The organism is Prevotella sp. HUN102, from assembly GCF_000688375.1.
In the GTDB taxonomy this organism is placed as follows: domain Bacteria; phylum Bacteroidota; class Bacteroidia; order Bacteroidales; family Bacteroidaceae; genus Prevotella.
This window is the reverse complement of sequence record NZ_JIAF01000004.1, coordinates 1,691,402-1,718,027: the sequence shown is the minus strand read 5'-3', so window position 1 is coordinate 1,718,027 and position 26,626 is coordinate 1,691,402. Positions and strand designations below refer to the sequence as shown.

Sequence of the window (26,626 nt, the reverse complement as noted above, 5' to 3'; positions counted from 1 at the left end):
ATATATGGAGACAACAAAGCAGAAGACGCTTAAAGGAAGTTTTTCTCTTTTCGGCGTCGGTTTACATACAGGTTTAAGTCTGACTGTTACATTCAATCCGGCACCGGACAATCACGGATACAAGATTCAGCGTATTGACCTCGAAGGTCAGCCCGTCATCGATGCTGTGGCAGAAAACGTTATAGATACGCAACGCGGCACGGTCTTGGCAAAAGGCGATGCGAGAGTCAGCACTATTGAACACGGTATGTCGGCTCTTTATGCTATGGGCATCGACAACTGTCTGATTCAGGTAAATGGTCCGGAATTTCCTATTCTCGACGGTTCGGCAACGATGTATGTTGATAAAATCAATGAAGTAGGAATCGTAGACCAGTCTGCACCAAAGGACTATTACATCATTCGCAAGAAGATGGAGTTCAAGGACGGAAAAGGTTCTGTGATTACAATCCTTCCCGACGATGAATTTTCCATTACGGCGATGTGTTCCTTTGATTCCAAGTTCATCAGCAGCCAGTTTGCCACCCTCGACCGTATTGAGGATTATGCCAAGGAAATTGCACCTGCACGAACATTCGTCTTTGTAAGAGACATAATGCCATTGTTGCAGGCTAACCTTATTAAGGGAGGCGATTTGGATAATGCCATTGTCATATACGAGCGTCAGGTTGAACAAACAACGTTGGACCAGCTTGCAGATTTGCTCAAAGTCCCTTATATGGACGCAAATAACATCGGTTACATTCAGCACAAGCCTTTGATGTGGGACAACGAATGCACACGCCATAAGCTCTTGGATATTATTGGCGATGTTGCCTTGATTGGCAAGCCACTAAAAGGCAGAATCGTAGCAACACGTCCGGGTCATACTGTAAACAACAAGTTTGCCCGTATGATTCGCAAGGACATCCGTAAACACGAGATTCAAGCTCCGATGTACGATCCGAACGAAGAACCACTTATGGATAACATACGCATCCGTGAGCTGCTTCCCCATCGCTATCCAATGCAGTTGGTAGATAAAGTCATTGCAATGGGCGCAACAAATATTGTCGGCGTGAAGAACATTACTTCAAACGAGCCTTTCTTCCAAGGACACTTCCCACAAGAACCTGTTATGCCGGGCGTTCTTCAGATTGAAGCAATGGCTCAATGTGGTGGCTTGCTCGTACTATCGCAAGTGGAGGAGCCTGAACGTTGGTCTACATACTTCCTGAAGATTGACGATGTGAAGTTCCGTCAGAAAGTAGTACCGGGCGATACATTGTTGTTCCGAGTAGAACTTCTCGGGCCAGTGCGCCACGGCATCAGCTCAATGAAGGGCTATATGTTTGTCGGCGACAACGTGGTTTCGGAAGCAACGTTTACTGCTCAGATTATAAAGAATAAATAAAACCTTAGATATTATGAATCAAATCAGTCCATTGGCATTTGTTCATCCAAATGCAAAACTTGGCGACAACAATATAATAGGCCCGTTCTGCTATATTGATGATAATACGGTAATTGGCAACAATAACCATCTCTTGAATAGCGTAACCATCCATACGGGAGCACGAATTGGAGACAGCAATGAGTTTTTCCCCGGTTCAAGCATTTCTACCAAGCCTCAAGACTTGAAATTCGTGGGCGAAGAGAGCCTCTGTGAAATCGGAAACAACAATTCTATTCGCGAAAACGTAACGATTTCAAGAGGAACAGCCTCAAAGGGCACTACTATTGTCGGTAGCAATAACCTCCTTATGGAGAATATGCACATAGCCCACGACTGCGTGATTGGTTCAAATATCATTATCGGCAATTCAACAAAGCTTGCAGGCGAGGTTACTGTTGAGGACTTTGCCATTATCTCAGCATCAGTTCTTTGCCATCAATTCTGCAATATCGGTGGCAATGTAATGATTCAGGGCGGCAGTCGTTTCTCGCAGGATATTCCACCTTATATAATAGCAGGGAAAGAACCAATCCGCTATGCAGGTATCAATATTATTGGTCTGCGTCGTAAGGGATTCTCAAACGAGACAATAGACAAGATTCACGAAGCATACCGTATTCTTTACGGAGAGGGAACAAGAGAGGAGAATATCCAGAAGATTAAGGATACAATGGAAATTATTCCTGAAATTCAGCATATCATCGACTTTGTTCAGGCTTCAAAACGAGGAATCATCAAGTAAAACCAGTGTCAAGCAAGCCAACATTAATTGTTGTTGTCGGACCAACCGGAATTGGTAAAACCGAAATAACGCTGACTATCGCAAGGAAATTCGATATTCCTGTCATCAATGCGGATTCACGTCAGATTTTTGAGGAATTACCGATAGGTACGGCTGCACCGACAAAGGAACAACAAGCAGAGATCAAGCATTATTTTGTAGGTAGTCATCATATCGATGACTACTTTTCTGCAAGTATGTACGAGGCTCAGGTGTTGAAAATCATTGAAGACAACGCTTCCCCACTCTACCTTCTTTCAGGTGGTTCAATGATGTATATTGATGCTGTCTGCAACGGAATAGATGATATGCCTACGATTAGGGATGATGTAAGGGAGAAGATGATGAAAAGACTTCAGGATGAGGGCTTGGAATCCCTTTGCAATGAACTGAAAGAGCTTGACCCCGAACATTGGAATATCGTAGACAGAAACAATCCCCGCCGTGTTGTTCACGCATTGGAGATATGCCATCAGACTGATAAAACCTATACGTCATTCCGTAAAAACACCAAAAAAGAAAGACCGTTCAACACAATTAAGATTGGATTGGAGCGTCCACGTGAGGAATTATACGACAGAATCAACCAACGTGTATTGAATATGATAGACGAAGGAATGATTCAAGAAGCATTGAACGTATATGAATATAAGCATCTAAACTCTCTTAACACAGTTGGTTACAAAGAAATATTCGAGTATCTTGACGGATTAACAACTCTTGAAGAAGCAATCTTTAAAATACAGAGCAGCACGAGAAGATACGCTCGAAAACAAATGACTTGGTACAAGAAAGATCAGGACGTAAAATGGTTCAATCCAAACAATATTGAAGAAATATTAAATTATATCAGTTCAAATCTGCAAGAATAGAATAATTTGATAATTTTGCGTTATCTCTTAAATCAATTAGAATTACAGAATAGCAAATGATTAAATTCATAAAGAAAACTTTTAGACGCATCTGGGGCTTCTTCCCTTGGTATAAGAATCTATACAAAGGAAGAGCTTGGTACACTAAATCAGCTATTGGGTTCGTATCCTTCATTCTTTCTATCTTCATATACTTCGGAATGGTGGATATGAACTTCCTTTGGCTGTTTGGAAGTTCGCCCGGTTTCAGCGAAATAGCAACCCCTCCTACATTTGCTGCATCCGAAATATACAGTGCGGACTCTGTGCTGATAGGAAAATTCTTCAAGGAAAACAGAACACCTATCAAATATAAAGAAGTAAATCCTAAGTTTTGGGATGCCTTAATCAGCACCGAGGATGAACGTTTCTATAACCATATAGGCGTTGATCCTGAAGGACTTGCAGGTGCTGTAAAGGACGCTGTTACAAAGAATGGTGCCCGTGGTGCATCAACCATCACGCAGCAGTTGGCAAAGAATATGTTTCAGGTACGCAGCAGCAGTTCCGGTTTGCTCGGACGTATTCCCGGAGTGAAGATGCTTATTATGAAAACCAAGGAATGGATAATTTCATTGAAGATTGAGCGCATCTATACCAAAGAGGAAATTCTCACGATGTATGCAAATACGGTAGACTTTGGCAACAATGCATACGGAATAAAAACTGCTGCCAAAACGTATTTCAATACAACGCCTAAAGAACTGACTACCGAACAGATAGCAACGCTTGTAGGTATGCTGAAAGCTACTACCTATTACAATCCTATTTCCAATCCAAAGAACTCTCTCGGAAGACGAAATACGGTTCTCTATAATATGCTGACACACAACAAACTGGAACAAGAGGAATACGATTCTTTATCACAGATTCCAATTAAGTTGGATGTTCATATGGAAGAAAATTATGATGGACAGGCACAATACTTCAGACAATATGTAGCTGATTATCTGAAAGATTGGGCGAAGAATAATCATTATGATTTATACAGCAGCGGATTAAAAATCTATACAACCATCGACACACGTATGCAGAAATATGCAGAACAAGCTGCTGCAAAACAAATGAAGAGAATCCAAAATGACTTCAACAGGCATTGGGGAAGTCAAGAACCTTGGCGCGATGAAAAAGGCAATCTTGTTCCAAACTTTATTGAAGACATTGCAAAACGCCAACCATTCTACAAAGCGTTGGAGCAGCGATTCCCCAATAATCAGGACAGCATCGACTATTATCTTAACAAACCTCACAGAGTTAAGCTCTTTGATTACGAAAAGGGAACGATAGAGAAAGAAATGTCTTCTCTCGATTCCATACGATATATGGTAAAGTTTATGCATTGCTCAATGGTTGCAATGGAACCACATACCGGTGCTGTCAGAGCTTGGGTGGGCGATATAGACTTCAAGACTTGGAAATATGATAAAGTTACTGCCCAAAGACAACCCGGTTCAACGTTCAAGCTCTTTGTCTATGCTGAGGCAATGAATCAAGGACTTACGCCTTGCGACAAACGAAGAGACGAATATATCTCAATGCAGGTTCCTGACAAACGGACAGGACAAGTGAATACTTGGACTCCGGGCAATGCAAACGGCAGATTCTCAGGAGATTCTTTATTATTGAAGACAGCATTTGCACAGAGTGTAAATACAGTTGCCGTGCGTCTGGGACAGGAAATGGGAATCAAAAACATTATCCGAACTGCTCAGGATATGGGAATCAAGAGCCCACTTGAAGACGAACCCTCACTTGCATTGGGAAGCAGCGATGTGAATTTGCTCGAAATGACAAACGCATATTGCACCGTTGCCAATAATGGTGAGATGCACGAACCAGTTGTAGTAACAAGGATTCTCGACCAAAAAGGAAACGAAGTATATCTTGGGCCTAACGAAACGGAAGACGTTCTGCCATACAAGAGTGCCTTCTTTATGCAAGAACTTTTGAAAGCAAGCAAGAATGAGGCCCACGGCACGAGTCAAGCCTTGTCGCAATACACCTTCAATGATACAGACTGGGGTGGAAAAACCGGTACGACCAACAACCATTCCGACGCTTGGTTTATGGCAGTAAGTCCGAAACTCGTTGTCGGAGCTTGGGTAGGCGGCGAATATCGAAGCATTCACTTCCGGACAGGTGCATTAGGACAAGGCTCTAAAACCGCATTGCCCATCTGTGGAGAGTTCCTCTATGCGCTGATGAGAGACAAGAATTTCAAGAAATACAAGGCGAAATGGGAATTGAATCCCAATGTTGATATCGATCCTTCAATGTACCAGTGTGAGCAAGTACGCCATTATCAACCGGAAATTGACAGTTTGGATATTTACAATGAAGAGGAAAACAACCCTGCTGAAGGCGAAGAACAAATAGAAGAAGGCTTAGAGGAAGACGGAAACGTGGAGGTTCCACAGAGTGAAAATCCACAAGACGGTGTCCCAATAGAGCCACAACACAATACGCCTCCGATAAACAGACCTCAGATAGAAGAGATTAGAATCAGAAATTAATGGCCGTAAAAGGTATTGACATACAAAAGATTGACTTGGATAATCAAGAGTTTCAGCAAGCTCTTCAGATTATCCAATTCACTCATAACTCCTTGTTCCTGACAGGAAAGGCTGGCACAGGTAAGTCTACTTTCCTGCATTATATCGCTTCTACGACAAAGAAGAAACACATTATCCTCGCACCTACCGGCATTGCCGCCATAAATGCCGGAGGATCCACGCTTCATAGCTTTTTCAAAATCCCCTTTCATCCCTTAATACCCAATGACGTTCGCTATTCGGCACGCAACATTCGTGGCACGCTGAAATACAACAGCGAAAAATGCAAGCTGCTTCGCGAAGTAGAACTCATTATCATTGATGAGATAAGTATGGTTCGTGCCGATATCATCGACTTCATTGATAAGGTTTTGCGAATATACAACAGGAATATGCGCGAGCCTTTCGGAGGGAAGCAGATACTTTTTGTAGGCGATATCTATCAGTTGGAACCCGTGATAAAGGAGGAAGACCGAAGACTTCTCGAACCTTATTACCCGAGTGGTTTCTTCTTCCACGCAAAGGTATTTCAGAACTATCATCTTGTCAGCATCGAACTGAAAAAGGTTTATCGTCAGCACGATGAAAAATTCATTTCCATACTTGACCATATCCGAACAAATGAAATCTATGACGATGAACTGAGATTGCTGAACAATCAGGTCGGAGCGCATACCATTGACTCGGACGCTGATCTATCCATTACACTATCAACAAGAAGAGATTCTGTTGATTGGATAAACAATCAAGAACTCGAAAAACTTCCGGGCGACACAATCACACTCTACGGAAACATAAAAGGCGAGTTTCTGGAAAGCTCTCTTCCCACTCCCATTGAACTTTCAATCAAGGTAGGAGCACACATTATGTTCATTAAGAACGACATAGAACATCAATGGGTAAACGGAACGCTTGGCATTATAATAGGAATAGACGAGGAAGAAGGAATCATATACGTGCATACGGAAGACGGTATTGACCTGCAAGTGCAGAGAGAAACTTGGGAGAACATCATCTATTCATTCAACGAAATCGAACAGAGAATCGAAGAGAATCTGATAGGTACGTATGTTCAATACCCTATCAAACTTGCTTGGGCTATTACCATTCATAAAAGTCAGGGACTGACATTCAAGAATGTAGATATAGACTTTTCCGGTGGCGTATTCGCCGGAGGCCAAACCTACGTGGCTCTTTCAAGATGCACGAGCCTTGAGGGAATCAATCTTCGAGAACCCATACGCAGAAAAGACATATTCGTAAAAGCAGAAGTGGTAAACTTTGCCAAACGATACAACGACGACAACACCATCAGGAAAGTATTGCATCAGAGCAAAGCCGACAAAGAGTATTATGATGCCGTGAAAGCCTTCGATTCCGGCAATTTCGATAAGTTTCTCAGCAATTTCTTCCTTGCCATCCATAGCCGGTATGATATAGAGAAACCCTCTGTAAAAAGACTTATCAGACGGAAATTAGGCATCATAAACTCCCTGAAAAAAGACTATGAACTCCTTAAAAAGGAAAGAGATGAAAGAGAGGATTTCCTTAAAAAACTCTCAACAGAATACGTTATGATGGGAAAAGAATGCGAAAAGGAGGGAATGAAAAGTGCCGCAGTCAATAACTACACAAAGGCACTCGAACTATATCCCGACCACCCAATCGCATCAAAACGCCTGAAGAAACTCAGCAAGCAAAAGGATTCCTGACCGATATTCATTTTAATAACAAGATTTAGAACGATGCTTTACACGAAACCATACATCTATCCATTGGCATTCATCAGCCTTCTTTTCATTGGCATAATATGTTCCTGTTCCAACAGAAAAGCCTATGCCCCACCAACAGGCGACACCGTAGCTGCCGAGAAGTTCAAACCCATTCATAATGATACGATTGTTCAGATTGATTTGGCGAAAGTGACAGGACTTGTTTTTCCAAATTACAAGATACAATCAGAAGAACCCATCATTCCGGACAGCATCAGTATTTCGGCAGACGAGGAAACGGTAATGGGCGGAAACTATTCTGCAATGCTCCTGTTAGACAGCATTCCGGGAAAAGACTTCTACACATCCGTGAACGAGAAGGCGGCAAATGATACCTGTTGGAAAATCACAACACACTTATTCTCTTATATCAAGCAAGACAGCATTAACGGTAGATACGAAATAAGTTTCTATAAGGGCAGTCAGCAAATCATCGTCAAGCATCTGAACAGTGATCTGGTAAAGAAGAAGACAAAAATAAACCCCGATTCGCTGAAAGTAAAAACAACCAAATAGGCAATGCAGACATTCAGGAATTTTATCACAATATTAAATTCTTAGTCAAACTCCACCCTATCATCTTACACCTTGTAAGTGTCTGTAAATCAACTGACAACACATCTATTTCCATTTTTACGAAGAATGCACTCCATTCTTCGCAAGATTGTATTGCATTTGTGCGAAGATTGTTCTGCATTCTTCGGTCATTTGTAAAGTGGAATTGATTTCGAGTTAATTCAATATCCGATTGAGATGAAATTAAACTTAGAAATACGAAGTTGCAAATGAGCAGGTTGATAAATAAAATTAGCTGAAAAGGTGCGAAAATTGTTGTATGCTTAGGATACAAATAAACAGTAAAGTAGATACGCTTAATTTTAAACACCTCCAATTACAGCAAGATTACTTTATTATTTCCCGTTCTTCTTTTCACTTAATTGTTTTTAACACACTCTTTGGCGAACAATTTCGCTTCAGTACTTGTTAATATCGTTTATTTTTATTTACTTTGCAGATATTTGATACATTATACTAAAAACGATCTTTATGACAAATACCGAAGATGCACAATATTTGTGCGGTCTGAAACGTGAGGATTTCCAAACAAAGATTGACGGTAAGGATACCGACCTTTACATTTTAAAGAATAATCAGGGTTGCGAAGTGGCTATAACTAACTATGGCGGGGCCATAGTTGCAATTATGGTTCCCGATAAGGAAGGAAACTTTGCCAATGTCATTCAGGGACACGATAACATTCAAGACGTTATCAATTCTCCAGAGCCTTATCTCTCCACACTGATTGGACGCTATGGCAACCGTATTGCCAAAGGACGTTTCCAACTCAATGGCAAGGAGTATATTCTCGCAATCAACAATGGACCGAACAGTCTGCACGGAAGCGACAGCGCATTCAATGCACGCGTGTGGGATGCTACACAGGTAAGCGAGCACGCAGTTGTACTGAAATACACCTCGCCCTACGGAGAAGGTGGATTCACGGGCGAACTGGAGGTTTGGGTGGCTTATACGCTGACGAACGACAACGAGTTTGTTATAAAGTATCAGGCGAAGACGAACAAGAGAACTATCCTCAACCTTACAAGTCACGGATTCTTCTCACTGGCGGGCATTGCTAATCCTACACCCGACGTTCACGACCTTATTTGCGAAGTAAATGCAGATTATTATCTGCCTATCGACGAGACTTCCATCCCGACAGGAGAAATACTGAAAGTGGCAGGAACGCCATTCGACTTCCGTCGGCCAAAACCGGTGGGTCGGGACATTGATTCCGACAATGAGCAGCTGAGAATAGGAAACGGCTACGACCATTGTTTCGTGTTGAACAAGAAAGAGGAGGGCGAATTTTCGTTTGCTGCAAGGATTCTCGAACCTAAGAGTGGGCGAACGATGGAGGTTTACACAACAGAACCCGGCGTTCAGGTATATACGCACAACTGGGCGGACGGCTATGCCGGTCAGCACGGAGCAACATTCCCACGCCGCAGTGCTATCTGTTTTGAGTGTCAGCACTTCCCCGATTCGCCGAATCATCCTTACTTCCCATCCGTTATCATAGAGCCAGACAGAGAATACACACAGAAAACGGTCTATAAGTTTGGCGTAGAGAAATAAAAACTTCGTGAGAGTTATCAGAAAAGTAATAACAAGAAAATAAGATTTAAATAATGAGTAACACTAAACAAAATGGAAGCATCATTGCCATCATCACAATGATGTTCCTCTATGCAATGATTTCGTTCGTAACGAACCTTGCCGCTCCTATCGGAGTTATCTGGAAGAGTGCCTTTGAAGGTGACAATGCAAACACAGTGGGTATGCTTGGTAATATGATGAACTTCCTCGCCTATCTCTTTATGGGTATTCCTGCCGGCAAAATGCTGTCAAAGGTGGGCTACAAGAAAACTGCCCTCATCGGTATTGGAATAGGCTTTATCGGCGTACTCACACAGTTCTGTTCGGGTTTCTTCACCGATGCCAAGATTACGGGTTTCGTTATCTATCTTCTCGGTGCATTCATCTCAGGCTTCTGCGTATGTATGCTGAACACCGTGGTTAATCCTATGCTGAACCTTCTTGGTGGTGGCGGCAACCGTGGCAATCAGTTGAACCTTGTGGGCGGCACATTGAATTCCTTGTCTGGTACGCTTACTCCTCTCTTTGTAGGTGCGCTTATCGGCGAAGTTACAAAAAACACGTCTATGGTATCGGTAAACCCGGTGCTATACATTGCTATGGGTGTATTCGCACTTGCATTTATTATTTTGAGTTTCATTCCTATTCAGGACCCGGAAATGGGTAAGACCGGTGCTGATACTGTTTACGAGCATTCCCCTTGGACTTTCCGCCATTTCAAGTTAGGCGTCATTGCCATTTTCGTATATGTAGGCGTTGAAGTCGGAATCCCCGGCACTTTGATTTATTACCTTTCAGACGTAACCGGCAAGGGTGGCGGCTTGGATGCAAAGACTGCTACGGCTATCGCAGGTTCTGTTGCTGCTACTTACTGGTTCTTGATGCTTGTGGGACGATTCATTGGCGGCTTCATTGCCGATAAGATTTCCAGCAAGGCCCTGATGACGTGCACAACCTCTATTGCAATGGTTCTTATCGCACTTGCAATGGTTCTCGGAAAGGAAACAACGGTTTCAATGCCAGTATTTACCGGCTCCAGTTTCGAGATGCAGATTGTTCCGGTTTGTGCCCTTCTGCTTGTTCTTTGTGGTCTTTGCACAAGTATTATGTGGGCAAGTATCTTCAATCTTGCAACGGAAGGACTCGGCAAGTACACCGCGTCGGCTTCGGGCATCTTTATGATGATGGTAGTAGGTGGTGGCATCATCCCGTTGTTCCAGAATTTCGTTGCTGATCAGGCAGGCTACCTCATTTCATACATCGTACCATTCGTTTGTATTGCATATATGTGCTTCTACGCAGTTGCAGGAAGCAAGAATGTCAATAAGGATATTCCTGTTGAATAAAAAACACATTCAGTATGGACAAAGATGGATTTGTCCATACTGAATTTATCAGCCAAAAGCAATTTACTTTATAAATCCACAATGGCTTGAGCAAGGAATACAGAGTAAGCTGCGAGGAACTTCATTTCCTCAACGATTTGATTAAGGAAAATGGTATTGCCGGCTCACGCATTATGGGTGATGGCTTTGATGGATGCACCATTAATCTTTTAAAAGATGAAGTTTACAATCAATTCACGAAGGTGTTGTTGAGAAAATTCTGACTTAATGTGGATACGCATCTGAAATCTATCTGGTCGTTATCAGTCGAGGCACACATAATGTTTGCTAAATAAGAATCTAATATTCATAAATATCCGTAGAAACTTTTTCCTACGGATATTATCTGTAAATAACTTATATATCTGTATTATAGAAAATAATTGTAAATTTACGCCATAATTAAAAACCTCAGATAGCAAATGAATAAATTTTATCAAGGAGCAGAGAAACTCTTGGTTTCTGTCGATTGTATCATATTCGGCTTTCAAGACAACAAACTAAAACTTCTCATCGGCAAGCGAAAGGGTGAGCCGGGAGTTGGAGAATGGTCTTTATATGGTGGATTTGTGAGAGCAGACGAAAACCTGAAAGATGCTGCTAATAGAGTTTTATACGAATGCACAGGTATAGACAACATATATATGCAACAAGTTGGAGCATTCGGAAAGATTGACCGTGATCCGGGAGACCGAGTAATATCTGTTGCCTATTGTGCGCTTATCAATGTAGGAGATTATGATGCCTCACTGATGGACAGATACGGACTGATGTGGGCTGAACTCGACCGTCTTCCACCATTGTACGGCGACCATATTGAAATGGTTCAGAAGGCATTGAATCAATTAAGAGAACAAATCTCTGTCAAACCTCTAAGTTTCAAATTGCTTCCCGATTTGTTTACGCTCACGCAACTTCAGCACGTTCACGAGGCGGTGCTTGGAGAGGATATCGACAAACGTAACTTCAGAAAACGAATCAAACAGATAGACTATATCGAAAAGACAGAACTGATTGATAAGCTTACGAGCAAAAGAGGTGCTGCACTCTATCGCTTCAACCTGAAAGCATACAGAGAGGCTCCTAAATTTAATTTAAAATAAATATCACGAAGATAAACTGGTTTTTACACATTTAATATAATATAGATAGGGAGAAGACAAAAAATAAAAATAATTTATCATTTATTTTTTGCCTTCTCCTATTTTATTATTATATTTGCAATTGTAAAATAATAATTTAACCTAAAGAATATATATGAACGACAAAAAGCTAATGAATCGCGCAGCGGATAATATTCGAATCCTGGCAGCCTCAATGGTTGAAAAGGCCAAATCAGGTCATCCTGGTGGAGCTATGGGTGGTGCGGATTTTATTAACGTGCTTTTCTCTGAATATTTAGTATACGATCCAAATCAACCAGAATGGACAGGCAGAGACCGTTTCTATCTCGACCCTGGTCACATGTCGCCAATGCTTTATTCGGCTTTGGCATTGCAAGGCAAATTCACAATCGATGAGTTAAAGCAATTCCGTCAGTGGGAATCCCCTACTCCCGGTCATCCAGAACGTGATGTTGTTAGAGGTATTGAAAATACTTCCGGACCACTCGGGCAGGGACATACGTTTGCCGCTGGTGCCGCAGTAGCTGAAAAGTTCTTAGAGGCAAGACTCGGACACGAGGTTATGCAACACAAGATTTATGCCTATATTTCTGATGGTGGCATTCAAGAAGAAATTTCTCAGGGTGTAGGACGCATCGCAGGCAATCTTGGCTTGAACAACCTTATTATGTTCTACGATTCTAACGATATTCAACTTTCAACAGAATGTGGTGTCGTGATGAACGAAGATACTGAAGCTAAGTACAAGGCTTGGGGTTGGAATGTCCTTACTTGTGATGGAAACGATGCAGACGATATCCGAAAAGCTTTGGATGCAGCCCTAACAGAAAAGAATCGCCCTACCCTCATCATTGGAAATACAGTAATGGGCAAGGGAGCATTGAAGGAAGACGGCACAAGCTACGAACATTGCATTAAGACACACGGTGCTCCACTCGGTGGCGATGCTTATAATAACACTATCAAGAACCTCGGTGGTAATCCCGAATATCCATTCGTAGTATTCCCTGAAGTGGAAGAACTCTACGCTAAACGCAAGAAAGAACTTGAACAGATTGTGGCTAAGCGTCACGAAGCTGAAGCAGAATGGGCAAAGGCTAATCTGGAAAAGGCTCAACAGCTCAAAGAATGGTTCAGCAAAGAAGCACCTAAGATTGATTGGTCTGGTCTAACTCAAAAGGTAGATATTGCTACACGTGGTGCAAGTGCTGCTTGCCTTGGTATCCTCGCAGAGCAAGTTCCTAATATGATTTGTTCATCTGCCGACCTTTCAAACTCTGACAAGACAGACGGCTTCCTCAATAAGACAAAGAGCATCGTTAATGGAGATTTCTCCGGCGCATTCTTCCAAGCAGGAGTAAGTGAGCTTACTATGGCTTGTATGTGTATCGGTATGATGCTTCACGGAGGAGTAATCACAGCAATGGGCACTTTCTTCGTATTCTCAGACTATATGAAACCTGCTGTCCGTATGGCAGCATTGATGAAGACTCCTGTCAAGTTCATCTGGAGCCACGACGCTTTCCGTGTTGGAGAAGACGGACCAACTCACGAACCTGTTGAACAGGAAGCTCAGATTCGCCTGATGGAAAAACTCCAGAACCATTCCGGACAGGATTCTGTACGTGTATTCCGCCCTGCTGATGCAGAAGAGACAACAGTTTGCTGGAAGATGGCAATGGAAAATATGGAAACTCCAACTGCATTGATTCTCTCTCGCCAGAATATACAAAATCTCCCACAGGACAATGAATATGAAAATGCAAGAAAGGGGGCATACATTGTTGCAGGTTCTGAAACAGAATACGATGTGATTCTTGTAGCAAGTGGTTCCGAAGTGTCTACCTGCGTTGCAGGTGCAGAGCTTTTGAAGGCAGACAATATTAAAGTGAGGGTTGTAAGTGCTCCATCTGAAGGTTTGTTTCGCCGTCAATCAAAAGAATACCAAGAAGAAGTACTTCCAAAGGATGCAAAGATTTTCGGTTTGACAGCCGGTCTTCCTATCACACTCCAAGGACTTGTTGGAGCAAATGGTATGGTATATGGCTTCAACAGCTTCGGTTTCTCTGCACCATACAAGGTACTCGATGAAAAACTCGGCTTCACAGCAGAGAATGTATACAAGCAAGTAAAAGATTTTTTAGTACGATAGTTTAACCTGAGTCCTTGACCGTGTATGGTCAGGGACTCATTAATACCTAAACGCTTATGGAAATTAAAACAGTAGGTGTTGCTTGCGATCACGCAGGCTTCCCATTGAAGCAATTTGTTATTCAGTATCTTGAAGAACATAACATCTCTTATAAGGATTTTGGTTGTAACAGCGACCTTAGTTGTGATTATCCTGACTACGCTCATCCATTGGCAGAAGCTGTCGTAAGTGGTGAGGTTTATCCAGCTATCGCTATTTGTGGAAGTGGACAGGGTATGGCGATTACACTCAACAAGCACAAGGGTGTCAGAGCTGGATTGGCTTGGAACAAAGACATTGCCCAACTCACAAGACAGCACAACGATGCCAATGTACTCGTTCTTCCCGGTCGTTTTGTTGACAACAAGGCAGCAGAAAAGATTATGGATGAGTTCTTCAAAGCAAGTTTTGAAGGTGGACGCCACGAACGCCGTGTAAAGAAAATAGACGGAGAGGAATAAATTCTCTTAAAAATGAACAAAAGGGGATACACATTTGTGTATCCCTTTTGTATTATACGGCTCATTGATTTCATTCTGTTGCATCGAAACATTCGTTCATAAGATTTTCTCAAATCTGTGGATTATGACGAAAAAGATACTACGTAATTCCGATAAAAGATACTGAGATTTTGAAGCTACACAGTAGCTTTTGCTCAATTACAAATTGAGATATATTCAGATGCCATTTCTGCGCATTTTTCTCCATCAATGCCTGCGCTTACAATTCCCCCAGCATACCCTGCGCCTTCGCCACAAGGGAAAAGGCCTTGAAGGCGAACGTGCATAAAGGTTTCGCGATTGCGGAGAATGCGAACAGGAGAGCTTGTGCGGGTCTCCGTGCCAATCATCACAGCTTCGTTAGTAAGAAAACCGTGGGCCTGTTTCCCAAAAGTCTTGAAGGCCTGTTGCAGACGAGAAGTGATGAACTCTGGCATCCAGAAATGAAGCGGACTCGAGATTAGGCCGGGCGCATAGCTGGAGGCAGGCAAATCGTAAGACAAGCGTTTGTTTACGAAGTCTGCCATACGCTGAGCGGGAGCCGTCTGTTTCATATTTCCCTGCTGCCAAGTATCACGTTCCAAACTTTCTTGGAATGCCATCATACGCAACAAGTCATCTCCCTCAATATCTTCCGGATTAATCTGAACGACCATTCCCGAATTAGACCATTTTGTTCCTCGGTTAGCAGGACTCATTCCATTCGTAACAATCTGTTCAGGACCAGTAGCTGACGGAATAACAAAACCACCGGGACACATACAGAATGAATAAACACCACGCCCTTCTGCCTGTGTTACAAATGAATATTCAGCAGCCGGAAGATATTTACCCCGTCCGTTCTTATTGTGATACTGTATTTGGTCTATCAATTCAGAGGGATGCTCCAACCGAACGCCGACGGCAATACCTTTTGCCTCCATTTCTATTTGTGCATCGGCGAAATGACGATACACATCACGAGCTGAATGACCAGTTGCCAAAATGACAGGACCATTGAAAGTTTTCTGTATCGGTTCGTTACTTTCAAACGTAGACAAGGCATTAACTCCGACAACTCTATCTCCATCAAGAATAAGGGAAATCATTTTGGTGCGGAAATGCACTTCTCCTCCACACGAACGAATAGTGTTACGCATATTCTCAATTACCCGAGGGAGCTTGTCCGTACCAATATGAGGATGCGCATCGGCAAGAATGCTCGTTGATGCGCCGTGCTGACAGAATACGTTCAATATCTTATCTACCGAACCACGTTTCTTGCTCCGGGTATAAAGTTTACCATCTGAATATGCACCTGCCCCACCCTCGCCGAAGCAGTAATTCGATTCCGAATCAACTTTCTGCGTATGAGTAATCATCGCCAAGTCCTTCTTGCGCTCCCTTACATCTTTACCACGTTCCAGAACAATCGGGCGAAGTCCCAATTCCACAAGTTTCAAAGCCGCAAAAAGACCTCCCGGCCCTGCACCTACAACAATAACCCGTGGCGCAGAACTAACATCAGGATATTCAGTTTTTACGAAAGCATCATCCTGTGGAAGTTCATTAATATACACACGTACTTTCAGATTTACATAGATATCGCGATGTCTGGCGTCGATTGAACGCTTCAAGGTGCGCACACAATTAATAGTTCTTGCATCAATGCCTTTTTCCTCTGCGAGGTATTCCTTTATATTTTCTTCATTCACTGCCACCTGTGGCACTACCCGAATCTGATATTCCTGTATCATAGTTAATTATAAGTGTCAAGAGACTGACAAACAAGAGCAGGCAGAGCATTATTCTCCAAGCCAAAACAAGGTTTCCATTTAACACAAAACAGCCTTGCACAGCTATTATTTAACCGTAAACGAAAGCCTGTCATTTCAAATTTCCATACCCTTCTTTGTAATCCTTTTTTTAATTATTCTTTTGCTACAAATTTACTCAAATATATTCACATTCCGTTGACACTTGCGATATTTCTTAGTATTTTTGCAACCAAGTTTTGTTTCACCCCAATTGTTATGGGGGAAATGGGATAATAACAAATAATTATATAGAATGAAGGTAATGAAATTTGGCGGAACGTCCGTAGGTTCCGTAGAGAGTATTTTAAGTCTAAAAAGCATTGTAGAGAAGGAGGCGAAGAAACAGTCCATTATTGTTGTTGTGAGCGCTTTGGGTGGAATTACGGATCAATTGATTGCCACCTCACAATTGGCCTTAAACGGTAATGAAGAATGGAAAACAGAATATGAAAAGATGATGGAACGCCATCATAAGCTCATTGACACCATCATTACCGACAGAGACGACAGAGAAAAATTGTTCAGCATTGTTGATTCCTTATTCGAACAATTACAATCAATATATTATGGTGTTTTCCTGATTCACGATTTAAGCAAGAAAACTCAAGACACAATCGTCAGCTATGGCGAACGCCTTAGTTCAAACATCGTTGCAACGCTAATAAGAGGTGCAAAATGGTTTGACTCACGCGAGTTTATCAAGACAGAAGAAATTCAGGGCAAACGCAGTCTGGATTCAGAGCTTACCAACCAGCTCGTTGTTGAAACTTTCAAGGAACTTCCCCGCATTTCGCTTGTTCCGGGATTCATAGCCAAAGACAGAGAATCGGGCGACATTACCAACTTGGGGCGTGGAGGAAGTGATTACACAGCCTCTATCCTTGCCGCTGCTCTCAATGCTGAGGTATTGGAGATATGGACAGACGTGGACGGATTTATGACAGCCGATCCCCACGTCATCAAAAGTGCATATACGATTAACGAACTTTCGTATACGGAAGCTATGGAACTTTGCAATTTTGGTGCAAAGGTCATTTATCCACCAACCATTTACCCTGTCTGCGTGAAGGATATTCCAGTAAGAGTAAAGAATACCTTTAATCCTGACAATGAAGGAACGGTTATCAAGAACAAGATAGCGAACGACCAGAAGCCCATCAAGGGAATTTCTTCCATCAAGGACACCACATTGATAACCGTAACCGGTCTTTCAATGGTGGGTGTAGTGGGCGTGAACAGGCGCATATTCACTTCATTGGCAGACAACGGCATCAGTGTGTTCCTCGTTTCTCAGGCTTCATCCGAAAACAATACATCCATCGGTGTGAAAGATGAAGATGCCGCAAAAGCCGTTCGTGTGCTGAACGAAGAGTTCAAGCTTGAAATAGAAGATGGACGTATGTTCCCGATGATTGCTGAAAGTGGATTGGCCACCGTGGCTATCGTTGGCGAGAATATGAAACACGCACCGGGTGTTGCCGGCAAACTGTTCGGCACGCTCGGCCGTTCAGGTATCAGCGTCATAGCTTGTGCGCAAGGTGCTGCCGAAACAAACATTTCCTTCGTTGTTGAAGGTCAGTCATTGCGCAAGGCACTGAATGTGCTCCACGATTCATTCTTCCTCTCGGAATATAAGGTCCTCAACCTGTTCATCTGTGGCGTAGGAACAGTTGGAGGAAAACTCATCGAACAGATTAAGAATCAATACGAAGAACTGAAAGAACGGTCTAACCTCAAGCTCAATGTCGTGGGTATTGCATCGTCAAAGCACGCCATTTTCAACAGAGACGGGCTTGATTTGGAGAACTTCCACGAAGAACTGGAAAAGAGCGAACCCTCCACTCCGGAAATCCTCAGAGACAAAATCCTGTCAATGAACATCTTCAATGCCGTATTCGTGGATTGCACGGCAGCCGAGAATGTAGCCGAACTCTATCACAGTTTCCTCGAACACAACATCTCCGTGGTTACGGCAAACAAGATTGCAGCCTCAAGCAAGTTCGCTAATTACAAAAATCTGAAATCCACTGCCTTACAGCGTGGCGTTAAATTCCTGTTTGAAACAAATGTAGGTGCAGGTCTTCCCATCATCGGCACTATCAACGATCTTAGAATTTCAGGCGACCGTATCCAGAAAATCGAGGCCGTATTGTCTGGAACACTCAATTTCATATTCAATGAAGTTGATGCCGGAGTGCCATTCTCCCAAACTGTGAAGCACGCCAAAGAACAAGGATACAGCGAACCAGACCCACGTATCGACCTTAGCGGTAAAGATGTTATCCGAAAACTGGTTATCTTGGCCCGCGAAGCAGGCTACTGCGTAGAACAGGAAGACGTAGAGAAGCAACTATTCGTGCCCAACGAATTTTTTGAAGGAAGTGTGGATGAGTTCTGGCTGAAACTCCCTGAACTTGACGAAGAGTTTGAAAAGAAACGCCAGATGCTTGCAAAAGACAATAAAAGATGGAGATTCGTGGCTACAATGGAGCACGGCAACACCAAAGTGGCTTTACAGGAAGTAGCCGCCTCGCATCCTTTTTATAATCTCGCAGGCTCAAACAATATCATACTCTTAACAACCGAGCGTTACAAGGAATATCCTATGCTCATTCAAGGCTATGGCGCAGGCGCATCTGTAACTGCCGCCGGCGTCTTCTCAAACATTATGAGCATTGCCAATATCTGATTTCGTTCCTGATATTTGAATCAAGAGACAGACTAAAATATTGATAATACTGAAAGACAGGAGCGTTTATTTTTCTTTAAAGAGCAAATGAACGCTCCTCCTTAACCCTTCAAAGACTATGGAACAACTGAATGACTTCTTCGGAAAACTATTCTCCTATCTTCAAGAACACCCACAATATGGACTCCTTGTTGCCATATTTCTGGTTGTCCTCTATATCATAGGACTGATTTTTGATTGGAAATGGACGCTTCTGCCCAGTAGAAGCAGCGACCCCACGCAAATGTTTATCGACATATTCGGCAGAAAGGCCGTCCGGATAGGCAAAGGATTCATAGCCGTTCTTTTACTTCTCACATTAATCTATCTTTATTGCCATTATAGTTAAGGTGGCGATAAAAATAAGTTTTAAAAGCAATTAAGACTAATACAAATCTAATAGTCCTTAGTTTTTGCAAAAATCATCAAACAGTTTTGCAAAATATATTCATTAGAGATATGAATAATATTTACAAAACGCCTTTCAAAATTCGATTATTTTCGGCAAATGATTTTTATTTTTCAAATATGCGAGTTATGAGCGTGCAATGATAATAGGTTTATTATAAGCATTTTACAAACTTATCAATGGTTTTGTGCATTACAAAACTCTTTAAAGCGTTACGATTAGAACAATATATCCGACTTGTTGATATATTTTCTTCATTATACTTCACATATTTTGCTCCCATTCTTACGATAAACACGATACGTTTATAGCAAGAACACAATTCATTTGTCCGAAGAATGCAAAGCTATCTTCGGACAAATGAAATCCTATCCTCCCAAAATGCAATTCCAACAACAGAATCAATCCTTGATTTTTTCTAAAACAACAATCTTTGAGGTACGTTTTTCGGGTATTCAATTTTTACAAAACAATGCACAAAATCTTTTAGTTCGAGCTGACCTCAAACACAGAGATACGAGATAGCAAGCGAAAAATTTACCCGTAAAGTATTTAGGTTTTTATCGTAACTGACCAATAATTGGAAGAAATTTTCTATATTTGCAGTATGATGAAGGCTATCATTTCTTTAGGATCAAACATTAATCAAGTGGAAAACATTGCCAAGGCAAAGGAAATACTGCAAGGATTGCTGCACGGAATATCTTTTACCGAAGCGCAATGGACCGAGCCTGTCGGAGTGGTTTCAGACAAGTTTCTGAATTGCCTCGGCATTTTCGATACCGAACTTACAAAAGAGGAATTGAAACGTATGTTCAAGGAAATCGAACGAAAGATGGGCGATTCGCACGAAAACCACCAAAAGGCTATCGTACTGATTGACATTGACTTGCTGAGTTTGGGCGAAGAAATCATCAAGAAACCTGTTCCTTTCACTCCTCTATAATCACAAGAGGTGTGAATGTATTCAGCAAGAGATATATTGTGTATTGTTTTTTAAGCAAATTAGAGAATTATGAGTGATGAACTATCATATATAATAGGTGTGCAAAGGAATAGAAAGCGTTTTTTGCAGTTGTTCCAGCAGCAAATGCGCACGTTCTCTCCCACTCTATTAAACAAAAATATAGCCAGAGGACTGTTGCTTGTGTTGTTCTTTTCCCTTTCCCTCTCTCTGCGTGCTCAGTCGAAAGACCCGGATCCGGTGCAATTGGACAAGGCTCTTGAATATTTCACATCGGCAAAGTATCAGGAGGCATTGCTGATTTTTCAGCGTTTGGACAAGCAGTATAAGCTGAACGACAGGTTCAGGGCATACATCGGTTTGTGCTATTACCACGAATGGGACTATAAAGCGGCGGCGAAATATCTCGACGAAGTGATTCCAAAGCTCTCGATGCTGGCTCCCCACGAGCGTTCGGTCTATTTTTTTGCAGCCGGCGAAAGTCATTTCAATCTGAAACAGTACAAGGCTGCGATTCCACATTACGAGAATGCGCTGCAAGTATGCTACGACCGCGAGAAAGCCGAGATATATTATCGGCTCGGTTTCTGCTATATGTTTGCTGAAAATTGGGAGAAAGCGCGCGACTTCTATGCGCTTTCGGAAGATTATTACCGTAAGTACAGAAACATTGACGACGTAGAGGCACGTCTGGCACAGGTGCAACGAATGCGGGCAGGGTGTCAGGCAAAGATAGATGCCAAGCTGCGTGCCGACAGTTTGCGCTTAGCCAAGGCGCAAGAAGATAGTCTGCGCCGAATAACGAGTAAGATTTCGCTCGACTCCATTATCATCAACACGCCGAATCTGCCTCCAGTTGCCGTTTCAGACTCATTGCACGGCAGCAGAGTTTCGGATTCGTCAGCCGTGAAATCAAAGCCGATGGCGCAGAATGATTCTGCAAAGATTCAAACAGTTGTCATATCCGGCCAACCTGTTTCAGACAAAAATAAGAAACCGGGCGTACCCATCGACAACCATCCACAGAAGGACAAGCAGAAACAAAAGACCGTTGCGCCGATAAATCTGGAGGAAATGTATAAAGACAAGATGGAAATTGAAGAATAGCAGAGGGCTTTCCCTGCCCTTTTCTTCCTGATTGTGGGTTTCCGTGAAAACTGATAGGATTATCCGTGATTTAAAGACTAACTGCCTGTTTCACTGATTAGCGAGACAATTGGCAATTAGTCTTTAATCGTTAATAATTTACAATAACTAATAGTTTTAGTTGCACCTGTTTGTTTTTATAGTTATATTTGCAGTGATATTTGACGACGCATTGATAATTAGCGAATTTTAAGTTTTAATTTAAACGCAGACAAAATGAAGAAACTGACAAACAAGGAACGCGAGATTATGGATTTGTATTGGCAAAAGGGGGCAATGTTCGTGCGCGAACTGCAAGAGTTCTACAACGAACCACGCCCACACATCAATACGCTTTCCACCATCGTGCGTATGCTCGAGAAGAAAGGTTTCCTTGACCACAAGCAATATGGCAACACCTACCAGTATTTTGCTGCCGTTACCGAAGAGGAATACGGCAAGACAAGTATTGCGGGCGTTATAAAGAGCTACTTCGACAACTCTTATCTCAATGCTGTGTCTTCGTTTGTTAAAGAGGAAAAGATATCCGTCGAAGAACTGAAGGAACTCATAGTGCAAATAGAATCAAATCAGAATGAATAAATGACAATATTCCTGATCTATATACTGAAAGTTGGAGGATGGACTGCACTTTTCTATATGTTCTACCGCCTCCTGTTGCAGAAGGAAACATTCCATCGGCTTAACAGAATCGTGCTGCTCGCTACGGCTGTGCTTTCCTTTGTTCTGCCTTTCTGCATCATTACTTTCCACGAAAATATCGAGATGGCAGCCCCCACGGTTAAGACTGTGGCAGCAGTTTCAACAGCAGAAGTTGCAGAAATCCCATCAACTCCTTGGTGGATTACGGTCGGCACCATCCTCTATTGGACTGGATTTGCTTTCGTTTTAGGTCGCACGTTGTATTCAATCTATCAAGTTCGTCGTCTTATATCTGAAAGCGAACTGCATCATCAGGCTGACGGTACGCGAATAGCCGTGGCCGACAAGCCCATACCACCGTCAAGTTGGTATAAAACCGTTATTCTTTCACGCAAGGATTACGAGGAAAACGATGCTGCAATTCTCGCACACGAACGAGGCCATATCGCCCATCGGCACACGGTGGACGTGGTGCTTACCGACATTCTCACAGCTTTTCAATGGTTCAATCCAGCCATCTGGATGCTCCGGCTCGACTTACGTGCCATACACGAATACCAAGCTGACGAGGCTGTGCTCTCTAAAGGGATTAATGCGCGTCAATATCAATATCTATTAATCCGAAAAGCTACTGGCATCGGTGGGTACTCCGCTGCCAACAGTTTCAATCACAGTACCCTTAAAAACAGAATTACTATGATGTTAAAATCTAAATCTTCCGATAAACGGACATACAAGGCGTTGTTCGTTCTCCCAATCGTTGCACTTGCGTTGATGGTTAATGCACGCACAGTGACCAACATTACCTATCTACCTGCAAATGAAGAGAGTAATGCAAAAGAAGTAAAGCAAAGCATAAAGGCTGAAGCACCACAGGCAACTACCACTGAAGAAGCCAAAGCCATCATCGACGAAACGAGTGCCGTGGAGCAAAGTCAGCAAGACGACAAGAAGACACCTCTTTACATTGTAGACGGTGTTGAAGTAAAATCCATTGACGACATCAATCCCGATGACATTGCATCTGTCAATGTGCTGAAAGGGGAATCAGCTACTGCCATATATGGCGAAAAGGGGGCAAATGGTGTTGTTGTGATAACGATGAAAGCCAAGACCGAAGACGACAAAACCGTTGATGTGAAAGGAACTGTATATGATGCAGCAGACGGTCTGCCACTTGTGGGCACCACTATAAGGATAATTGGCAACGGTAAAGGTGCCGTTGCAGACGTAGATGGCGATTTTGAATTGTCAGGAGTCAAGCCATCCGACAAACTTGAACTATCTTACATCGGCTATGCGTCGGAAATAGTCTTGGTCCCTGCGAATGGAAAGCCATTCAAAGTGATGATGAAGAAAGACAATTCCGACAAAAAAGAGGTTGCGCCTGTCAAGAAATTTGTTCCCTCCACATCAGCAAAGGTAAATGGAAAAATGCCCGACAATATATTCATTGACGGCAAAAAGGTGGCAAAGGAAGAGCTAAACAAGATTGACCCAAACACCATCAAGGAAATGCGTGTGGAGAAAGGAAAGGACGGCAGCAGCTCTATTCTCATTACTTTGAAGAAGTAGCTGCAGCTAAGTCGGCTTTGCACCTATTGTAATAATGGGGAAAAAGATACCGAGCAATCATAAAAAAGTTGGCGAGCAATTTCAAGATTGCTCGCCAACTTTTTCAAAATCGTTCGCCAACTTTCTCCTGAATGAGTAAGAACCTGGCAGATAAATGATTTAAGAAGTGGTTTAATGATTGAAATAACTCAGGCGTTCAGCCCTCTGTCTGATTATTAACAACAGACATTAATATGATTCAGACTCGTTGGGAAAGGTAGAATCTTTCACAGATTTCACGTAGTCTTGAACACCATTTGTCATACAAGTCTTCACATCGGCAAAATATCGAAGGAATTTTGGTTTGAAATCCTGCGTCATTCCCAAGGCATCGGCATATACGAGAACTTGTCCGTCGGTTCCGGAGCCTGCGCCAATACCTATCGTTGCAGCCTTTACCATCTTTGTAACTCTGCTTGCCAATTCGGCAGGTACTTTTTCAAGCGTTATTGCAAATACTCCCGCGGTATCCAATGCCAGTGCATCCTGTATCAGTTTTTCGGCTTCTGATGATTCTTTTGCACGAAGCCCGTAGCCTCCAAACTTGTGAATGCTCTGTGGAGTCAGTCCAAGATGGCCTACAACGGGAATGCCTGCATTGATAATTCCCTTTATAGTATCTGCTATTTCCACGCCGCCTTCCAGCTTCAAAGCGTCCGCTCCACTCTCTTTCATTATACGGATGGCATTGCGAATGGCTTCTTCCTTGCTTACCTGATAGCTTCCGAATGGCATATCGCAGACTACAAGGCAATGCGAACACGCACGTGCCACGGAGCGCGCGTGGTAAATTATCTGCTCCAAGGTAATTGGAAGCGTGTCTTCGTTGCCTGCCATTACGTTGGATGCAGAGTCGCCAATCAGGATACTGTCTATTCCGGCTTGATCAAGAATCTTTGCAGTAGTATAATCGTAGGCTGTCATTTGCGCTATCTTCTCGCCTGCCGCCTTCATCTGCAAGAAAATATTTGCAGTTATCTTCTTTTTATCTGTTGATAAATATCCCATTTATAGTAATAATATTTTGTAGACTATGATTCTATTAAGCTGTGATGCTCGGGGAAAATGCCTTATTGATTCAGGCTAAAACCAATGAAATTCGGTATTACTTCCTGAGTATATTCCCTTATCGAAGCCTCTGAATTGGTGGTGCTTAGCCCTATCACACGTGCGCCTGCCGCCAATCCGGATTTCAAACCGTTGAAACTGTCTTCAAAAACGACGCACTCGCTCGGTTTATATCCGAAAGCCGCGGCACCTGTGAGATAGCAGTCCGGATCGGGTTTGCTCGCCTTGAAATCCTCTGACGTAAAAATGTGGTCGAAATAAGACTTCAGTTCAGGATGATGATGATAGACTATCTCCATCTTTGCAAGATTGGAACTGGTTACAATGGCTGTTTTTATGCCTTGTTTTTTCAGTTCACGAACAAACTTCTCAAAACCATCGACATAGATGTAGCTCATATTCTTTTCGTATTCATCCAGTCCTTTTGTTATTTCCGTCTGCACGGCGTCTTCTCCCGGGAAGTATTTCTCATAGATTTGAACCAACGTCTGACCTTTTATCTTGTATTCAAAACCTTCTATTTCGGGATGATACTTTCGTCCAATCTGTCCCCAATATATGGTATATAAAGGTTCGGTATCGAACACTACGCCGTCCAAATCAAACAAACACGCTTTAATCATTTCCTTATTAATTCCTAATTGGTGGGCAAAGTTACAAAAAAAGTTAGTAACTTTGCGACGAAATAAAATGATTAAAAAGTATTTAGCGTATTTTACATTCCTTCTCGCCATTGCAACTGTATTCAGTTGTGGCAAGAAACAGGATAAACCAAAGGAATTATCTATTCCTCTTGGGCACATAGTCATTGACAGTATTGTGCCGTTCAAGGATGGAGCGCAATGCAGAATCAGCGTTGATTTTACCTATCTGAAGGGTAAACAATATCAGACCGTGAATGATTCGCTCTTGCGTATGGGAACAGTTCAACCCAACTACTTTGCCGTCAGCTACGAACCTTTGTCTCCCGAACAGGCTATTCCCGAATTGGTAAGCAGATATGCCACTGAATATATAGAAATGGCTAAGTATATTGACGAACGGGAAAAGGAATACAGTCAATTGGATTGGGCGTTGGATATTAAGACAAGACTTATTGCAGGCAAGGGAGAAAACATTGTTTATCTATCGGACATCACGATAAAGACCGGCGACGTAACGAATAAATACACGTTGGCAAACAATGTTGATTTGAAAACTGGTAAACGAGTGTCGCTCAGCGATGAGTTCGGCAACGACCTGAAAGACCTGACCGATGATATTCTTGAGCAGATAGCAAAGAATATTGATACGGAAAAGGACAGCCTCAAAGCAAAAGGATATTTTGTAGACATAGATGCCTACCCTACCAAAAACTTCATTCTATATGACGACTCCGTAACGTTTATTTATAATCCCGGCGAAATCAATGTGGATGAAACAAAAGTTACACTTGAACTATAAGAAAT

Annotated in this window: 21 protein-coding genes and 1 pseudogene; 19 read left to right on the top strand and 3 right to left on the bottom strand. The window is 42.5% G+C overall.

Translation table 11 applies throughout. The annotated features are described in order from the left end of the window. Positions 1-4 precede the first annotated feature (4 nt). The 12 genes and pseudogenes from P150_RS0112605 (at position 5) to rpiB (ending at position 14,772) form a co-directional block, all read left to right on the top strand. Positions 5-1,393, top strand: coding sequence for a bifunctional UDP-3-O-[3-hydroxymyristoyl] N-acetylglucosamine deacetylase/3-hydroxyacyl-ACP dehydratase (locus tag P150_RS0112605; RefSeq protein WP_028897995.1), 1,389 nt, complete (start codon positions 5-7; stop codon positions 1,391-1,393). Positions 1,394-1,406: 13 nt separating this feature from the next. After that, a complete protein-coding gene (lpxA, locus tag P150_RS0112600; protein WP_028897994.1) occupies positions 1,407-2,177 on the top strand; it encodes an acyl-ACP--UDP-N-acetylglucosamine O-acyltransferase in 771 nt (256 codons plus the stop codon). A 5-nt stretch (positions 2,178-2,182) separates the two neighbouring features. Then, positions 2,183-3,088, top strand: coding sequence for a tRNA (adenosine(37)-N6)-dimethylallyltransferase MiaA (gene miaA / locus P150_RS0112595; RefSeq protein ID WP_028897993.1), 906 nt, complete (start codon positions 2,183-2,185; stop codon positions 3,086-3,088). 56 nt (positions 3,089-3,144) lie between these two features. Next, a complete protein-coding gene (locus P150_RS0112590) occupies positions 3,145-5,640 on the top strand; it encodes a transglycosylase domain-containing protein (protein WP_028897992.1) in 2,496 nt (831 codons plus the stop codon). After that, a complete protein-coding gene (locus P150_RS0112585) occupies positions 5,640-7,391 on the top strand; it encodes an ATP-dependent RecD-like DNA helicase (RefSeq protein WP_028897991.1) in 1,752 nt (583 codons plus the stop codon). The genes P150_RS0112590 and P150_RS0112585 overlap by 1 nt, the downstream gene beginning before the upstream one ends. A 33-nt stretch (positions 7,392-7,424) precedes the next feature. Beyond that, entirely contained in the window at positions 7,425-7,967 is a 543-nt protein-coding gene (locus tag P150_RS16520) for a hypothetical protein (RefSeq protein WP_051617635.1), read from the top strand. Positions 7,968-8,498: 531 nt separating this feature from the next. After that, entirely contained in the window at positions 8,499-9,590 is a 1,092-nt protein-coding gene (locus tag P150_RS0112575; RefSeq protein ID WP_028897990.1) for an aldose epimerase family protein, read from the top strand. A gap of 53 nt (positions 9,591-9,643) precedes the next feature. Then, positions 9,644-10,957: an MFS transporter gene (locus P150_RS0112570; protein WP_028897989.1), complete on the top strand. Its 1,314-nt coding sequence runs from the start codon at positions 9,644-9,646 to the stop codon at positions 10,955-10,957. A 77-nt stretch (positions 10,958-11,034) separates the two neighbouring features. Further along, positions 11,035-11,288: pseudogene (locus P150_RS17695) on the top strand (galactokinase); the annotation flags it as partial. A 130-nt stretch (positions 11,289-11,418) separates the two neighbouring features. Beyond that, the gene (locus P150_RS0112560; RefSeq protein WP_028897988.1) at positions 11,419-12,099 is read left to right on the top strand and encodes an NUDIX domain-containing protein; all 681 of its coding nucleotides are present in this window, start codon (positions 11,419-11,421) and stop codon (positions 12,097-12,099) included. Between the two features lie 154 nt (positions 12,100-12,253). After that, the gene (locus P150_RS0112555; protein WP_028897987.1) at positions 12,254-14,272 is read left to right on the top strand and encodes a transketolase; all 2,019 of its coding nucleotides are present in this window, start codon (positions 12,254-12,256) and stop codon (positions 14,270-14,272) included. A gap of 56 nt (positions 14,273-14,328) precedes the next feature. Next, positions 14,329-14,772, top strand: a complete 444-nt coding sequence (gene rpiB, locus P150_RS0112550; RefSeq protein WP_028897986.1) for a ribose 5-phosphate isomerase B — start codon at positions 14,329-14,331, stop codon at positions 14,770-14,772. A gap of 194 nt (positions 14,773-14,966) precedes the next feature. On the opposite strand, the gene P150_RS0112545 is transcribed toward rpiB, so the two are convergent. After that, a complete protein-coding gene (locus P150_RS0112545) occupies positions 14,967-16,547 on the bottom strand; it encodes an NAD(P)/FAD-dependent oxidoreductase (RefSeq protein WP_028897985.1) in 1,581 nt (526 codons plus the stop codon). A 313-nt stretch (positions 16,548-16,860) separates the two neighbouring features. On the opposite strand from P150_RS0112545, the gene thrA reads away from it, so the two are divergent. The 6 genes from thrA (at position 16,861) to P150_RS16515 (ending at position 24,071) form a co-directional block, all read left to right on the top strand. Further along, a complete protein-coding gene (gene thrA / locus P150_RS0112540; RefSeq protein ID WP_028897984.1) occupies positions 16,861-19,296 on the top strand; it encodes a bifunctional aspartate kinase/homoserine dehydrogenase I in 2,436 nt (811 codons plus the stop codon). Between the two features lie 118 nt (positions 19,297-19,414). Beyond that, a complete protein-coding gene (locus tag P150_RS0112535) occupies positions 19,415-19,684 on the top strand; it encodes an immunity 17 family protein (RefSeq protein ID WP_028897983.1) in 270 nt (89 codons plus the stop codon). 667 nt (positions 19,685-20,351) lie between these two features. Continuing rightward, complete coding sequence (locus P150_RS0112530) at positions 20,352-20,690, top strand: 2-amino-4-hydroxy-6-hydroxymethyldihydropteridine diphosphokinase (RefSeq protein WP_369793324.1); 339 nt, start codon at positions 20,352-20,354, stop codon at positions 20,688-20,690. Positions 20,691-20,759: 69 nt separating this feature from the next. Further along, positions 20,760-21,815: a M48 family metallopeptidase gene (locus tag P150_RS0112525; protein ID WP_231477608.1), complete on the top strand. Its 1,056-nt coding sequence runs from the start codon at positions 20,760-20,762 to the stop codon at positions 21,813-21,815. 255 nt (positions 21,816-22,070) lie between these two features. Beyond that, positions 22,071-22,436 (top strand): BlaI/MecI/CopY family transcriptional regulator, encoded by a 366-nt coding sequence (locus P150_RS0112520; protein ID WP_028897980.1) that lies wholly within the window; start codon positions 22,071-22,073, stop codon positions 22,434-22,436. Beyond that, positions 22,437-24,071, top strand: a complete 1,635-nt coding sequence (locus tag P150_RS16515; RefSeq protein ID WP_051617634.1) for a M56 family metallopeptidase — start codon at positions 22,437-22,439, stop codon at positions 24,069-24,071. Positions 24,072-24,299: 228 nt separating this feature from the next. On the opposite strand, the gene panB is transcribed toward P150_RS16515, so the two are convergent. Continuing rightward, the gene (gene panB / locus P150_RS0112505) at positions 24,300-25,118 is read right to left on the bottom strand and encodes a 3-methyl-2-oxobutanoate hydroxymethyltransferase (RefSeq protein ID WP_028897979.1); all 819 of its coding nucleotides are present in this window, start codon (positions 25,116-25,118) and stop codon (positions 24,300-24,302) included. Positions 25,119-25,180: 62 nt separating this feature from the next. Continuing rightward, the gene (locus tag P150_RS0112500; RefSeq protein WP_028897978.1) at positions 25,181-25,801 is read right to left on the bottom strand and encodes an HAD family phosphatase; all 621 of its coding nucleotides are present in this window, start codon (positions 25,799-25,801) and stop codon (positions 25,181-25,183) included. Positions 25,802-25,868: 67 nt separating this feature from the next. Here P150_RS0112500 and P150_RS0112495 point away from each other — a divergent pair, with 67 nt between their 5' ends. Then, on the top strand, positions 25,869-26,621 hold the full coding sequence (locus P150_RS0112495; RefSeq protein WP_028897977.1) for a DUF3298 domain-containing protein: 753 nt from the start codon (positions 25,869-25,871) through the stop codon (positions 26,619-26,621). Positions 26,622-26,626: the final 5 nt, after the last annotated feature.

Excerpts from the sequence above, each read along its gene's own strand:
- thrA (WP_028897984.1), top strand. The coding sequence starts at position 16,861 with ATGAAGGTAATGAAATTTGGCGGAACGTCCGTAGGTTCCGTAGAGAGT.
- P150_RS0112545 (WP_028897985.1), bottom strand. The coding sequence starts at position 16,547 with ATGATACAGGAATATCAGATTCGGGTAGTGCCACAGGTGGCAGTGAAT.
- P150_RS0112560 (WP_028897988.1), top strand. The coding sequence starts at position 11,419 with ATGAATAAATTTTATCAAGGAGCAGAGAAACTCTTGGTTTCTGTCGAT.
- rpiB (WP_028897986.1), top strand. The coding sequence starts at position 14,329 with ATGGAAATTAAAACAGTAGGTGTTGCTTGCGATCACGCAGGCTTCCCA.
- P150_RS0112575 (WP_028897990.1), top strand. The coding sequence starts at position 8,499 with ATGACAAATACCGAAGATGCACAATATTTGTGCGGTCTGAAACGTGAG.
- lpxA (WP_028897994.1), top strand. The coding sequence starts at position 1,407 with ATGAATCAAATCAGTCCATTGGCATTTGTTCATCCAAATGCAAAACTT.
- P150_RS0112590 (WP_028897992.1), top strand. The coding sequence starts at position 3,145 with ATGATTAAATTCATAAAGAAAACTTTTAGACGCATCTGGGGCTTCTTC.
- P150_RS16515 (WP_051617634.1), top strand. The coding sequence starts at position 22,437 with ATGACAATATTCCTGATCTATATACTGAAAGTTGGAGGATGGACTGCA.
- P150_RS0112585 (WP_028897991.1), top strand. The coding sequence starts at position 5,640 with ATGGCCGTAAAAGGTATTGACATACAAAAGATTGACTTGGATAATCAA.
- P150_RS0112525 (WP_231477608.1), top strand. The coding sequence starts at position 20,760 with ATGAGTGATGAACTATCATATATAATAGGTGTGCAAAGGAATAGAAAG.
- P150_RS0112535 (WP_028897983.1), top strand. The coding sequence starts at position 19,415 with ATGGAACAACTGAATGACTTCTTCGGAAAACTATTCTCCTATCTTCAA.
- panB (WP_028897979.1), bottom strand. The coding sequence starts at position 25,118 with ATGGGATATTTATCAACAGATAAAAAGAAGATAACTGCAAATATTTTC.
- P150_RS0112495 (WP_028897977.1), top strand. The coding sequence starts at position 25,869 with ATGATTAAAAAGTATTTAGCGTATTTTACATTCCTTCTCGCCATTGCA.
- P150_RS0112530 (WP_369793324.1), top strand. The coding sequence starts at position 20,352 with ATGATGAAGGCTATCATTTCTTTAGGATCAAACATTAATCAAGTGGAA.
- P150_RS0112500 (WP_028897978.1), bottom strand. The coding sequence starts at position 25,801 with ATGATTAAAGCGTGTTTGTTTGATTTGGACGGCGTAGTGTTCGATACC.
- P150_RS0112605 (WP_028897995.1), top strand. The coding sequence starts at position 5 with ATGGAGACAACAAAGCAGAAGACGCTTAAAGGAAGTTTTTCTCTTTTC.
- P150_RS0112520 (WP_028897980.1), top strand. The coding sequence starts at position 22,071 with ATGAAGAAACTGACAAACAAGGAACGCGAGATTATGGATTTGTATTGG.
- P150_RS16520 (WP_051617635.1), top strand. The coding sequence starts at position 7,425 with ATGCTTTACACGAAACCATACATCTATCCATTGGCATTCATCAGCCTT.
- P150_RS0112570 (WP_028897989.1), top strand. The coding sequence starts at position 9,644 with ATGAGTAACACTAAACAAAATGGAAGCATCATTGCCATCATCACAATG.
- P150_RS0112555 (WP_028897987.1), top strand. The coding sequence starts at position 12,254 with ATGAACGACAAAAAGCTAATGAATCGCGCAGCGGATAATATTCGAATC.